7 protein-coding genes are annotated in these 11,461 nt (G+C 33.9%); 6 read left to right on the top strand and 1 reads right to left on the bottom strand.

The features are described from left to right. Positions 1–90: 90 nt before the first annotated feature. The 6 genes from ACFOUY_RS05605 to ACFOUY_RS05580 all read left to right on the top strand — a co-directional run bounded on the left by ACFOUY_RS05605 (position 91) and on the right by ACFOUY_RS05580 (position 10,891). Entirely contained in the window at positions 91–3,480 is a 3,390-nt protein-coding gene (locus tag ACFOUY_RS05605) for a hypothetical protein (RefSeq protein ID WP_378959494.1), read from the top strand. Positions 3,481–3,491: 11 nt separating this feature from the next. Then, positions 3,492–3,929, top strand: coding sequence for an rRNA maturation RNase YbeY (gene ybeY / locus ACFOUY_RS05600; RefSeq protein WP_378959493.1), 438 nt, complete (start codon positions 3,492–3,494; stop codon positions 3,927–3,929). Between the two features lie 368 nt (positions 3,930–4,297). Beyond that, complete coding sequence (locus tag ACFOUY_RS05595; RefSeq protein WP_378959492.1) at positions 4,298–4,933, top strand: GIN domain-containing protein; 636 nt, start codon at positions 4,298–4,300, stop codon at positions 4,931–4,933. A 270-nt stretch (positions 4,934–5,203) separates the two neighbouring features. Further along, positions 5,204–7,066 (top strand): ABC-F family ATP-binding cassette domain-containing protein, encoded by a 1,863-nt coding sequence (locus ACFOUY_RS05590; protein WP_378959491.1) that lies wholly within the window; start codon positions 5,204–5,206, stop codon positions 7,064–7,066. Positions 7,067–7,265: 199 nt separating this feature from the next. Beyond that, a complete protein-coding gene (gene mnmG, locus ACFOUY_RS05585) occupies positions 7,266–9,128 on the top strand; it encodes a tRNA uridine-5-carboxymethylaminomethyl(34) synthesis enzyme MnmG (RefSeq protein WP_378959490.1) in 1,863 nt (620 codons plus the stop codon). 122 nt (positions 9,129–9,250) lie between these two features. Further along, a complete protein-coding gene (locus ACFOUY_RS05580) occupies positions 9,251–10,891 on the top strand; it encodes an Ig-like domain-containing protein (RefSeq protein WP_378959489.1) in 1,641 nt (546 codons plus the stop codon). Here ACFOUY_RS05580 and ACFOUY_RS05575 read toward each other — a convergent pair. Continuing rightward, positions 10,888–11,403, bottom strand: coding sequence for a gamma carbonic anhydrase family protein (locus tag ACFOUY_RS05575; protein ID WP_378959488.1), 516 nt, complete (start codon positions 11,401–11,403; stop codon positions 10,888–10,890). The genes ACFOUY_RS05580 and ACFOUY_RS05575 overlap by 4 nt on opposite strands. Positions 11,404–11,461: the final 58 nt, after the last annotated feature.

Below are 11,461 nucleotides of genomic sequence, written 5' to 3'. Positions count from 1 at the left end.
GATTGCAGTGTATGCCGATTTTTATACGACAGAAACGGAAAGCGGGGCTGAAAACCGCCATGAAAAACTACCATTCATTTCCAAAAATTAATGTACAATACTCATCATAATCGCGTTACGATATGGGGCAATTGGCAGAATTATTTTTACATTTACGAAGGCATGGTGAGCAATAATTACAATGATTTACTCAAAAAGATAGACGAATTCATCCGCAAGTTTTATTTAAATAAAATTTTGCGTGGAAGTATTTATGCTGCTGCTATACTTTTGGGTTCGTATTTGCTTGTTTTTTTAAGCTTATATTACCTCAACCCTGCTGCCGCCTTTAAAACCTTTATCTTCTTTTCTTACCTTTTTCTTGGGCTTTTGCTGATTAGTTTTTTGATCATCAAACCTTTGCTTTCGATGCTTAAACTGGGGAAGCATTTATCTTTTGATGAGGCATCGGTTATTATTGGAAATCATTTTTCTGATATAAAAGATAAACTGCTCAATACTTTGCAATTGCATCAGTTAGCTGAAAATCGTCCTGAAAATAATCAGTTGATTTTGGCCAGTATCGACCAGAAAATTCTGGAATTAAAACCTGTTCCATTTTACACTGCAGTTCGGATAAATGATAATAAAAAGTACCTCAAATATCTTATTATACCACTTTCTATCATTTTATTGATTGCCATTATTGCACCAACCATTTTACGCGATGGAACAAATAGTTTTCTTAAATACGATGAATACATTGCGCCCAAAGCGCCTTTTAGTTTTTCCCTTTTAAACAAAAATTTATCAGTTACACAAGGAGATGATGTTACTTTAAACCTGAAATTAACAGGAGATGAATTACCGGCTGAAGTTTATGTTGAGGATGGAAAAAACACCTACAAACTCGAAAAAGAGAACATCAGCAAGTTTAATTACAGCATAAAAAATATTCAGGCGGATAAAAAACTGATATTTAAAGGTGGTGGCTTTAGCTCTTCGGTTTTTACGATAAGCGTTAAACCTCGTCCGGAATTGCTAAATGCAACTGCGACTTTAAATTATCCGGCCTATTTGAATAAGAAAGCAGAACTGATTGCTAATGTTGGAGATATGCTTTTGCCTGAGGGAACACGTGTAACCTGGAATTTTAAAACCGAACAAAGCAGCTCGCTCCTGTTTATATTAAATAGTGTCGAAAACATTTTGAGAGTTGATGATAACCAATCGGCCTTTAATGCAACCATCAAAAATAATTCGAAGTATAGCATTACGCCAAAAAACGATTTTGTAACCCTCAGAGATTCTTTATCACATCAAATTACGGTTATTAAAGATCAATCCCCTAGTATTGTTGTTGAGGAGAAGCCAGATTCGATAAGTAATAAGGCTTTGTATTTTAGTGGCCAAGTAGCTGATGATTATGGCTTTAGTCGTCTCAGCTTTAAATATAGCATCAAAGAAAACAACAAAATTATTAATACAGTTACCAAAAATATTGCGATAAAAAGTAACACCTCTGAAAATAGTTTTTTCTATTTCTGGGATTTAAAAAAAGCTTTAGCAAAACCCGGACAAGAAATAGAATACTATTTTGAAGTAGCTGATAACGACGGTATTAATGGTGCAAAAATTACCCGTTCTGAAATAAAAACTTTTAAACAACCTACTAAAAAGGAAAATGCAGCACAGGTTAATGCAAATAATCAGGCGCTTAAACAAAAAATGCAATCAGCTATTCGTTTGGCCAATACAATTGAAAGGGAAAGTAAAAAAGTTGCCGAAAGTTTGATTGATAAAAAACAGATTTCCTTTGAGGATAAAAAACAAATTGAGGCCTTGCTTGATAAACAAAAACAGCTTGATGATGCTGTAAAAGAAATTAAGGAGCAAAACGACAAAAATATTCAACAAAACGAAGACCAAAAGCAAACCGAAGAGTTATTAGAAAAGCAGAAACAGATTAAGGATTTGTTTGATAATGTGCTTGATGAGAAAACGAAAGAGCTTCTGCAAAAACTTCAAAATTTGATGAATGATAAGAATAAAGACCAAACGCAAAACGAGCTTTCGAAAATGCAGTTGGATAATAAAACCCTTAAAAATGAATTAGATAGGATTTTAGAGCTTTATAAGCAGTTAGAGTTTGAGCAAAATCTTCAAAATGATATTGACCGTTTAAATGAATTGGCAAAAGAACAAAAAGACCTTTCGGAGCAAACTGCAGGTAAAAAACAGGATAATGAATCTCTAAAGCAAAAACAAGATGCTTTGAATAAAGAGATGAAAGATTTGAAAGATGATTTAAAAAAGCTTGAAGAAAAAAATCAATCTCTGGAAAGACCAAATCCATTTGAAAATCCAGAAAAAGATCTTCAGGAAATTCAAAAAGAGCAGCAAGAAAGTAAAGATGCTTTAGATAAAAAAGACTCGAAAGGTGCAAGTCAGAAACAGCAAAAAGCTGGCGGGGAAATGGAAAAATTATCTAAAAAAATGAGTGATATGCAGCAGCAAGGCGAGGAAATGGAAAACAACCTGAATGCAAAAGAACTTCGCCGTTTATTAGAAAACTTATTAAATACTTCTTTCGAGCAGGAAAAGGTAATGCTCTCGCTAAAAAAAATGACATCTGTAGACCCGTCTTACACCACGAATGTGCAAAAACAACGTAGCATTAAAGATAACCTTAAAACCATTGCAGATAGCTCGTATAGCTTAAGCAAGCGTGTTCCTCAAATCGAATCAACCATTAATGAGGAAATGAATAAGATTAATTTCAATCTAGATAAAAGTTTGGAAAGTTTGGGTGAAAGAAGAACACCAGAAGCAAATCGTTATCAGCAATTTACCATGACTTCTATTAATAACCTGTCCTTAATGCTTAGCGAGGCTTTAAACCAACTTCAAAATATGAGTAAAAACTCAAAAGGTGGAAGTGGAAAAAAACAAAAGCAGGGCATGAAACAGCTTTCGCAAATGCAGGAGCAACTGAACAAAAGTATGCAGAAGGCTCGTGAGCAGATGCAAAAATCGGGTGGGAATCAAGGCACTGTTGTTAAGGGGCAAATGAGTCAGGAGTTTGGTAAAATGGCGCAGCAACAGCAAATGATTCGTCAGGCGCTGGAAAAGATTAACCGTGAAGAAAATAAAGATGGCTCTGGTAAAATGGGCAACCTTAATGAGGCTATTAAGGAAATGAAACAAACCGAGAGTGACTTGGTTAACAAGCGCTTGCAACAAGAAACTTTAAATAGACAAAAAGAATTGTTAACTAAATTATTAGAGGCCGAAAAAGCAGAACGCGACCAAGAAGAGGATTCTAAGCGTGAAAGTAAAGCGGCAACGGCATTTCCTCCATCTTACCAAAAAATGATTCAGCAATATAACCAACAACAGAAAAATGGCAATGATATGCTTCAAAAAATGCCTCCATCATTAAACTATTATTACAAAAATAAAATTGCAGAGTATTTGAAATCGTTAAATTTGCAGCCATAAAATAAATTATTATGCCGGCAATTTCCTTTTTTACCGAATCAATTAGCTATAATCTTCCACAAAAACTTAAGGTTAAGAAATGGATAAAAGCAACAATTGAAAGAGAGGGTTTCAATTTGCAGGAACTTAATTTCATTTTCTGTAGCGACGAATATTTGCTGGGCATTAATCAGCAGTACCTAAATCACGATACTTATACAGATATCATCACTTTTGATAATTCTGAGGAAGAAAAACAGATTGTTAGTGACATTTTCATCAGTATTGAACGTGTTAAAGAAAATGCCAGAACCTTTAAAACCGAGCCATTTGATGAGGTTTGTCGCATTATGATTCACGGAACTTTGCATTTACTTGGTTACAAAGATAAAGGTAAGGCTGCAAAAACCTTAATGACTCAAAAAGAAGATGAATATTTAGGTTATAGAAGTGAGGCAGGTTTATTATAATTCCGTCATTTCGACCGCAGTGGAGAAATCTTTGCAATCAATTCTATAGTTCCATCGCATTCTTACTACACCTCGAAAGATTGAAGCTCTAACTTACTATAATAGTTAAATAAACCCGATTGCAGCGGAAACAAAAATCTTTTTATGCTTTTGTTGTGGCAAAAAGTGGGGCTACTCTTCCCGATATTCACAGAAACCTGCTTTTCAAATAAAATTTTTCTTCCTGTTCGTCTAATAGTTACTGGCGTTCGTCGATAATTTATCTACGCTGGTATATTACCGCAAATCTACGTGCAACTTTTCTGCTGTAAGGCAGTCTTATATTCAAAATAGCAACAAAAAGATTTAAAATATTAAGATATACAGTTATGAAAACTTCTATTAAAACATTATTCGCAGCAGCTTTAACAACAATCATTTTAGGTACTGCAAGTGTAGCCGCAAATGCTACTGAAAATAACAACAATTACACAAATTTAACTTCGATTAAAAACATCAGTAAAATTAAAATCAGCGGAAACGTTAAATTAATTTTGGTTCAGGATGCTAATGAAAGTGTTGAAGTTTTTGATAATTACTTCGCTAAAAATGCTTTGGTACAACAACAAAATGGCGAATTAAGAATTAGCTCATTCACCGCAACACCGCTTACCGTTATTGCCCACGTAAACAATATTTCATCTATAGAGGCATCAAATACATCGACGGTGGCCACGGCTGGAAACTTCAATCTACTAAACCTTAATGTGGTTCTGAACGATAATGCAGCTGCCGATATCAAGGCAAACACCGTGAGTTTAATTACAAGCATAAATGGTTCTTCTAACCTGGTTTTAAGTGGTTCCACAGAAAGTTATACAGCTGTTTTGGGTTCTTCAGCTAAAGTTGGAATGAATGATTTTACTGCTAATGATAGCAATGTGAGTGCTGCTCCATTAGCAACAACATACAGCGCAAATAGATATGAAGATTTAAAAATTGAGGTTTTAGAATCTATTTTCTAACCATCAAACAAAGATAAAGTTTAGTTTTAGTTAATGATTGATGCAGCGGCGGAGCGATTCCAGCCGCTGTTTTCTATTATAACCCATTGCCAGAAACACAGAAATCACGGAATAATCAAATTAACTGCTCCATGTACTGCTCTTGAGCTACATCAATCTTTTGCCATTTTTATCTGATACTTAAAGCTTTGAATGATGAATATGCCGTTCCAAGAATTTTATCCGTACTTTTGCACTAATTTTCCTTTATAAATCCGAAATACAAAAAAATTGAGCACACTAATTGCGGCAGAAGGCTTAGGTCATGGTTATCATGATGAATGGCTATTTAAAAATTTAACCTTAGGTATTAACTCTGGTCAGCGGGTAGCGTTGGTTGGCATTAATGGTGCGGGTAAGAGTACCTTATTAAAATTACTTGCCGAAAGATTCCCTCCGCTTGAAGGTAAAATTGTAAAAAATAAGGCTGTTAAAATTGGCTTTCTAGACCAAGAGCCTCAATTTAATGAGGGTTATTCCATTAGCGATTTTATTTTTTCGTTAGAGAATAAACAACAACAGTTGATTAAAGAATATGAGGAATTAATTGAAAACCCTAATCCAGATGAAAAAACGCTTAATCGTTTATATGAAGAATTAAGCGAACATAATGCATGGGAATATGAGCATGAGATAAAGACTATCCTGAATAGAATGGGCATTACTCATTTGCAACAAAAAATTGCTACACTTTCTGGTGGACAAAAGAAACGTTTGGCCTTGGCTAAGCTTTTAATTGAAGACCCTGAAATTTTAGTTTTAGATGAACCAACGAATCATTTGGATATTGATACAATTGAATGGTTGGAGAAACTTTTAACTACAGGACAAAAAACAATTCTTTTAGTTACTCACGATAGGTACTTTTTAGATAATGTTTGCAATACGATAGTTGAATTGGATAGAGGTAAGATTTTCAATTACAACGGAAATTATGCCTACTATCTGGAAAAGAAATCGGAAAGAGAGGCTTTAGATGCAACTGTTTTACATAAGAACCAACAGCTATTAAAGAAAGAATTAGAGTGGATGAGACGTATGCCACAGGCTCGTGGAACTAAATCTAACGCCAGAATCAATGCTTTTTACGATTTAGAAGAAAAATCGAATAAAAAGTCTGATAATCAGAGTATTAGCTTACAAATGAAGATGTCTCGCCAAGGTGGGAAAATTATTGAGGTAGAACATATTGCAAAAGCATTTGATGGTCGCCCAATTATAAATGATTTTAGTTACACCTTTAAAAAAGGAGATAGAATTGGTTTAGCTGGTAAAAATGGTACAGGTAAATCTACCTTATTAAATATCATCACGAGTCAGTTAACTCCAGATGCTGGTCAAGTTGACACGGGAGAAACGACAGTTTTTGGTTATTATAAACAAGGCGGTTTAACATTCGATCCAAAAGAAAGAGTAATAGATATTGTAAAATCAGACGCTGAATATATTAAAATGGCTGATGGCTCTGTGATTACAGCTTCTGCCCTATTAACGCTTTTTCTCTTCCCGCCGAAGAAACAACATGGCATGGTAGAGAAGTTAAGTGGTGGTGAAAAGAAGCGTTTGAACCTGATGAAGGTGTTGATGCAAAATCCTAATTTTTTAATTTTGGATGAGCCAACCAACGATTTAGATATTGATACTTTAAATGTTCTAGAAGAATTTTTAGAGAACTTCCCCGGCATTTTAATGCTCGTTTCTCACGATAGATACCTGCTTGATAAAATGAGCGACCAGCTATTTATTATGGAAGGCGAAGGTGTTGTTAAAATTTATAACGGTAATTATTCTGAATATCGTTTGAGTTTAGAACAACCAAAAGCTAAAGTAGAAAGTAAAAAAGAACCTGCTCCTGTTGTAGAAAACACACTAATAAAAGCCGTTAAAAAATTAAGTTTTAAAGAGCAAAAAGAATTAGATGATGCTGAAAAAGGCATGGAAGAAACGGAAAGTAAAATAGCTGAATTAACCAAAACCTTGAATAATATGGATGCTTCGGACTACGTAAAGATTCAAGAAGTATCAGCAGATATCGAAAAACATCAAGCCAAATTGGATGAATTTACAATGCGTTGGCTAGAGCTTTCCGAATAAAATGATATAGCCTTATTGCAGAGCCTAAGCAGTTTTTAAAGAGAGATTGCTTCGCGCCTCCCAATGACGATGTTGTTTGTTAACTTATGTTTCACGTGGAACATTAAATAAATTAAGGAATATTACAATTTAATTTTCCAAAAAAAAAGATTACAAACAAATTGTTTCACGTGGAACAATTTAATAAATACAAAATAAAATGTTTTCAAAATACGATTTGATTGTTGTTGGTGCGGGTCACGCAGGCTGCGAAGCTGCTGCCGCTGCCGCCAATTTAGGATCATCTGTTTTACTCATAACAATGAATATGGGCACTATTGCCCAAATGAGTTGTAACCCCGCTATGGGTGGTGTAGCTAAAGGACAAATTGTTCGCGAGGTGGATGCAATGGGTGGTTATTCGGGTATTATATCTGATAAATCTACTATTCAATTCAGAATGCTAAACAAATCTAAAGGACCTGCGATGTGGAGTCCTAGAGCGCAAATTGATAGAATGCGATTTGCTGAGGAATGGCGTTTAGCATTAGAACAAACGCCCAATGTAGATATGTGGCAGGATAGCGTTGTAGGCTTATTAGTTAAAGATAATACAGTTTATGGCGTCAAAACGTCTTTAGGTATCGAGATAAAAAGTAAGGCTGTAGTTCTAACAAATGGAACTTTTCTTAATGGCGTAATGCACATTGGAGAAAAGAAATTTGGAGGAGGAAGAACAGCAGAAAGAGCATCAACTGGTATTACAGAGCAACTCGTGGAATTAGGCATGGAAGCGGGTAGAATGAAAACAGGTACCCCTCCCCGTGTTGATGGAAGAAGTTTAGATTATACCAAAATGGAAGAGCAATGGGGAGATGAAAATCCAGGTAAATTCTCTTACACGGATACCGAAGTTTCAACTGACCAACGTTGTTGTTGGATTACTTATACCAACAGTGAAGTTCATGAAACTTTGAAAGAAGGCTTTGAGAAATCGCCAATGTTCACCGGAAGAATTAAAGGTTTAGGTCCTAGATATTGCCCATCTATTGAAGATAAAATTAACCGTTTCGCAGAGCGAGACAGACATCAAATTTTTGTAGAACCTGAAGGATGGAACACTTGTGAAATTTATGTAAATGGATTTTCTACTTCACTTCCAGAAGATGTTCAATTTAAAGCCTTACGTTTAATACCGGGTTTTGAAAATGCAAAAATGTTTAGACCAGGTTATGCTATTGAATATGATTTCTTCCCGCCTACTCAATTATCTTTAACGTTAGAAACTAAATTAATCAATAATTTATTTTTAGCTGGACAGATAAATGGAACTACCGGTTATGAAGAAGCCGCTTGCCAAGGTTTCATGGCAGGTATAAATGCACATCAAAAAATTACCGATAAACATGAACTGATAATGAAAAGGTCAGACAGTTATATTGGTGTTTTGATTGATGACTTAGTAACTAAAGGAACTGAAGAACCTTACCGCATGTTTACTTCTAGAGCTGAACATCGTTTATTATTAAGACAAGATAATGCTGATATTCGTCTCTCCCCTATTGGCCATGAACTGGGCTTAATTTCTGATGAGCGTTTAGAAAAAGTAAATCAGAAAATAGCAAACGCCGATGCATTGGTTAAATTTACAAAAACACAAGGGATAGAGATGAGCGAGGTAAATGAAACCTTAGAAAGTTTAGGCTCCAGTCCGTTAAACCAGAATGTAAAAATTAACAGTTTAATTTCACGCCCTCATGTTGGTTTGCAAGATATCATTAAAGTAAGCAAGGCATTAGCAGAAGCAACTAAAGATTTGGATAATGAAACTATTGAGCAGGCAGAAATCAAAATTAAATACGAGAGCTATTTCGAAAAAGAAAATGAAATTGTAGCGAAAATGCTTAAAATGGAAGACAAGGAAATTAAGCCAGATTTCGACTATAACAAAATTGTTTCTATATCAAAAGAAGCTCGCGAAAAATTATTTAAGATAAAACCACGTACTTTAGGTCAAGCATCAAGAATTTCGGGTGTTTCACCGTCAGATATATCTGTTTTAATGGTTTATATTAGTAAGTAGTTGATTATCAATACTTTAAATAAGAAATAATTAACCTTAAAATAAAGCGTTTAAATTAAATAAAAATTATTTTTAATATTAATATTCCAAAAAGCACAAAAACTCGTTAAAACGCTTAAAATATGCCAAATTTAAAACGTCAGTATTTTAATCTTATAAATTTAATTGTCCTTGCAATTATTTCGCAATTTTTTGGCTGTGCCTCTCCTCAACCTGTATCTGGTGGTCCACAGGATAGAACTCCTCCAAAAGTTCTGAGTATGACGCCAAAAAATTTGACTAGAAATTTTAAGGATAAAAAAATCATTATTGAATTTGACGAGTATTTTAAAATTCAAAATGAAACGAAAGAATTTTCAATTTCTCCAGAATTGGAAAAAGCTCCAATATTAAAAATTAAAAAGAAAACCTTAGAAATTACACTACCAGATACCTTAGAAAAAAATACAACTTATACTTTAAACTTTGGTAAAGCTATTGCCGATATTAATGAAAGTAATGTTATAAAAAACTTAAGTTATGTTTTTTCTACTGGCAATGAAATAGATTCTTTAAGCTTAAGCGGAAAAGTTTCTAATGCGCTAACTGGAGAATTAGAAAAAGAAGTTACTGTATTTATTCTTCCTGCAGAAAGAGATTCTTTATTCGGAAAAAAACGTCCTTCAATTTATACCCTAACAGACAGCTCAGGAAATTTTAAATTAAACAATTTAAGAGGTGGGACTTACAAAGTTTACGCCTTAAAAGAAGCAACGGGTGGTGGTGATAAAATCTATCAGCAAACTTCCGATGAAGTTGGATTTATTAAAGAGCCAATCGATATCAATAAAAATATAGATAGCATTAGCTTAAAAGTCTTTAAAGAAAATGCGCCGGATTTTAGAGTTATCGAAAGAAAAATAAATACAGATGGTATCATATCTTTAACATTCTCTCAGCAATTAAAAAAACCAAGTATTACAATTACAGAACCCGCTTCTGTAGATGTAGGAAAGCTAGTTCTTTTTAATTTAACAAATGATACTGCCAAAGTTTGGGTTAACGACTTAAGTTTCGATTCAATTAAAGTTGCTATTAAGGATGATGGAAAATTGCTACAGACAATAAATCTTAACAGGGCTAAAAAAGATAGTTATACTAGAGATGTAACCCCTGTTGATAACACAAATAATAGTAAATTAAATCCATTTCAAACTTACACGCTTACTTTTCCTTTACCAATTACGGCAGCAGACGCATCGAAAATTACCTTACTTGATGATTCTATAAAAAGAACAAATTTCGTATTGATAAAAGATAGCACGAGCTTTTTAAAATATAAGATTACTTTTCCCTGGAAGATTAAGAGAAGCTATGATTTAAAATTCGCTCCTGGTGCATTTACTGGACTTTTTAATACAAAAAATAAAGAATTTTCAAAGAAATTTACTTTAGAACCAACTGAAAACTATGGAACACGTGCACTAACAGTTCAAGTTCCTGATACAGCTAAAAGTTATATTGTTGAATTTATTAATGAAAAAAAACAAGCTGTAAAATCATTTATAATTTCTAAAAAAACAAGGGTTGTTTTAGCTAATTTTCCAGCTGGAAAATATTTTGTAAGGGTTATTTACGACGAGAATAGGAATGGAATATGGGATACCGGAAACGTAAAATACGGTATTCAACCGGAAAAAATATGGTATTCTCCAGAAGAGCAATCCTTAAGGCCAAATTGGGAAGTGGAAAACACTTTAATTATACCACTACCTGGTAATTAAGTATTCGTAAACCAACTCGAGTACATAATATAATTATCAGGTAACTTATTTAATAAAGCCCTTTGCTCTTCAGTAATGGGCTTTATTTTTTTTGCTGGCGTTCCTGCATAAAGATAACCTGTTTCACAAATTGTATTTTCCAAAACTACAGAGCCAGCTGCTATAATACAATATTCTTCTATTATTGCATGATCCATAACAATAGCTCCCATACCTATTAAAACATTATCCTGCACCGTACAGCCATGTACAATTGCATTATGACCTACAGAAACCCGATTGCCTATATGCGTTGATGCTTTTAAGTACGTGGCATGAATTACTGCACCATCTTGAATATTAGATTCATTTCCAATAGTAATAGCATTTACATCGCCTCTAATCACGGTATTAAACCAAACTGAACAGTTATCGCCAATCATAACATCGCCGACGATTGTAGCGTTTTCTGCAATGAAATTATCTTTTCCTATTTCTGGATATTTATTTTTTACTGGAAGTATTAAAGGCATATTTTTAATGTAAGATATTTGATGTAATGTCTAAAAATATTGTCAGCCTGAGTTCGTC

Source organism: Pedobacter jamesrossensis, from assembly GCF_042650905.1.
Taxonomy (GTDB): domain Bacteria; phylum Bacteroidota; class Bacteroidia; order Sphingobacteriales; family Sphingobacteriaceae; genus Pedobacter; species Pedobacter jamesrossensis.
Note: the sequence above shows the minus strand (reverse complement) of the source record. Positions and strands in the feature narration are given on the sequence as shown.